This window comes from Azospirillum sp. (assembly GCF_035627195.1).
Taxonomy (GTDB): Bacteria; Pseudomonadota; Alphaproteobacteria; order Azospirillales; family Azospirillaceae; genus Azospirillum.
In genome coordinates this window covers 1-2757 of record NZ_DASPMG010000392.1, presented here as the reverse complement: position 1 = coordinate 2757, position 2757 = coordinate 1, and the positions used below count along the sequence as shown (strand labels likewise).

The following is a 2757-nucleotide window of genomic DNA, read 5'->3' as shown; positions in this document are numbered from 1 at the left end:
TGTATCTCTGCTTGGCTTGGAATGCGCGGTCAAACGACCCCGAATGTGCCAGGCCCCTCTCTACCGGAGGACCCCAACCGCAGGTCTCGCCGCCTGCGCATCCCTTCTCACAACACGATATGCGATTGTCAAAGATCCGTGACGCCGGAGGACCCGGAGCCGCAGCGGCTTGCGTCCGCTTCCCTGAGAAGCCGACCGTGAGCCGCCAGAAGTCTTTCTGGGTGAGCCCGGAGACGAGAAGCGCAACGCCAAACCGGCGTCGCTTGCGGCGAACCGCTCATTTCCATCTTCGTGCTTCGCTCCGACCCGCCGGCCAACCGGCCACCGCGTCGGTGGAGCGGTTTATATGCGGGCTTCCCGGAACGACGCAAGCGCTTTTTTGCATGGCGATGAAGTTTTTTTGACCGGCCCGCTCCACGCAATGGTGGTAGGGGTGTTCCGGCCGGGCCGCCGAGGTTCCGGTGACGGAAACGGCGTCCAAAACCGTGCGCCGATAAGGGTTTCGGCGCGCCGGAAACGCGGATGTCCGTTGACAGGTGCAAGGACCGCGCGCAAGGTTTCCGGCGCAACGGCCCATGACGACCATCCGCACCCGGCGTGCAAGCGCGAGGCGGCCGGGTCTTCCGTCGAACACGACCGGGTATAGAGAACTACCGGGTATAGAGAACTAAGGAGGACGCTCGTGCGTCTGAGGGTCGCCAGCCTTCCCACGCTCGTTGTGTGCGCCGCCGGCCTTGCCGGCCTTCTGGTCCCCGCCACCGCTCCCCGCGCCGCGGTCGACGCCCAGGCCGAACTGGCGGCGGCGCTTGCCGCTGCCCGGAAGGAAGCCGCAGGTAAGGATTCGGACCGGGCGCGCCCGGCCAGGGGCACGGCGCTGGACCGGCAGGTCCTGTCGGTCGGCCGCGGCGACACGCTGATGGAGATGCTGACCGGCGCCTCCGTGCCACGCGACGAGGCGACCGAGGCGATCTCGGCCCTGCGCGACGTGTACGACCCGCGCAAGCTGCGGGTCGGCCAGCGCGTCACCGTCCTGTTCGAGCCACGCCGGGGCGCCCCCGACCGGTTCGTCGGGCTGGAGTTCGAGCCGGAGGTGGCGCGCTCCGTGTCCGTGGCGCGGCGAGGCGGCGAAACCTTCCAGAGCGCCCAGGTGAAGAAGGAGGTGCGGCGCGAGCTGGTCGCCGCCGAGGCAGTGATCAAGTCCAGCCTGTTCGAGGCGGGCAGCGCGGCCGGCGTGCCGGTGTCCGTCATGATGGCGGTGATCCGCACCTATTCCTACGAAGTGGATTTCCAGCGCGACCTGCAGCCGGGCGACCGGTTCGAGGTGCTGTACGAGCGCAAGGTTACCGAGGACGGCCAGGTCGCCGGCGAGGGCGACGTGCTGTACGCCAACCTGATCCTGAGCGGCGACGCCACGCCGATCTACCGCCACGCGGTGCGCGACGGGCGCATCGACTATTACAACCGCGACGGCGAGAGCATCCGCCGCGCCCTGCTGCGCACGCCCATCGACGGCGCCAAGCTGACCTCGGGCTTCGGCATGCGCCACCACCCGATCCTGGGCTACAGCAAGATGCACAAGGGCATGGACTTCGGCGCCCCCACCGGCACGCCGGTCTACGCCGCCGGCAACGGCGTGGTGGAGGAAGCGGGCGGCAACGGCGCCTACGGCAACTACGTCCGCATCCGCCACAACACCGAGGTGTCCACCGCCTACGCCCACCTCAGCCGATTCGCCAAAGGCGTGAAGCGCGGCATGCGGGTGGACCAGGGCGACGTCATCGGCTTCGTCGGCTCGACTGGCCGTTCCACCGGGCCGCACCTGCATTACGAGGTGCTGAAGGCCGGGCATCAGGTGAACCCCAAGGCCATCGACCTGCCCACCGGCGAAAAGCTGGCCGGGCGCGAGCTGCAGGCCTTCCAGCAGACGGTGCGCAGCCTGGACCGCGCCTACACGGAAGCGAAGGCCGGCATGCAGTTGGCCCGCAGCAACCAGCCAGCGGGCGAGGACAAGGGATGCAGCAAGGGGACGATCTGCTGAGGACCGAGGTGTCGGGCCGCGCCTTCGGCTTGGCCCAACCTACGCTTTCACCCTTCGTGCAGCATGCGGCGGATGGCGGCGGCCAGCATCTGCAGGCCCTTGTCGTCCTCCTCCACCAGCTTCTGCAGCTTGGTGCGCACGGCGGACACCTGCGGGGTCTTGGTCATGGCGCGGGCGATGGCCTTCTCGGCATCCTCCGGCTTCATGAAATCGTCGTCGTCGGCCATCGGTCGGCTCCTTGAACGCCGCCCAGCATGCGGCAATTGCGGTCAGCGGTAAAGCCCGGCCGATTCATAGACCGCTCCGCCGGTGTTCAGCTTGAATTCGGTGACGCCTGGCGCGGTGTCCGGGTTGATGCCGCCGAGGTCCAGCGCGGTGAAGCCACGCTCGCGCAAGGTACCGATCGCCCGCCACAGCACCAGCCGCATGGCGCCGGCCTTGCGCCCGGCCTCGTTCGACCAGCCGATCTGGTAGGTGGCGGCATGGCCGTGGCCGAGCAACAGCGCCGCGGCCACCGGCGTCGTGCCGTCCAGCGCCGCCGCCAGCAGCACGCCGTCCGCCTTGTACAGCGCGTTGCGCAGCCGCACGGCCAGCCGGCCGGACATCTCGCGGTAGCGCTTGGTCTGCGCCTGCTCGTGCTCCTGCTTGGCGAGCCAGGGCAGGTTCTTCGCCTCGGGGTCGAGGTCCAGGGTGAGGCCGGCCTTCTCCGCCCCCTTCAG

General features: G+C 68.8%; 3 protein-coding genes. 1 reads left to right on the top strand and 2 read right to left on the bottom strand.

Annotated features, from left to right (window positions below; translation table 11 throughout):
* Positions 1 to 682: 682 nt before the first annotated feature.
* On the top strand, positions 683 to 2038 hold the full coding sequence (locus VED21_RS34020) for a M23 family metallopeptidase (protein WP_324890358.1): 1356 nt from the start codon (positions 683 to 685) through the stop codon (positions 2036 to 2038).
* Between the two features lie 47 nt (positions 2039 to 2085).
* Here VED21_RS34020 and VED21_RS34015 read toward each other — a convergent pair whose 3' ends face one another.
* Both VED21_RS34015 and VED21_RS34010 read right to left on the bottom strand, forming a co-directional pair.
* A complete protein-coding gene (locus tag VED21_RS34015; protein ID WP_324890357.1) occupies positions 2086 to 2265 on the bottom strand; it encodes a hypothetical protein in 180 nt (59 codons plus the stop codon).
* A gap of 42 nt (positions 2266 to 2307) precedes the next feature.
* Positions 2308 to 2757, bottom strand: a 450-nt coding sequence (locus VED21_RS34010) for a GNAT family N-acetyltransferase (protein ID WP_324890356.1), incomplete at its 5' end; no start/stop codon positions are given.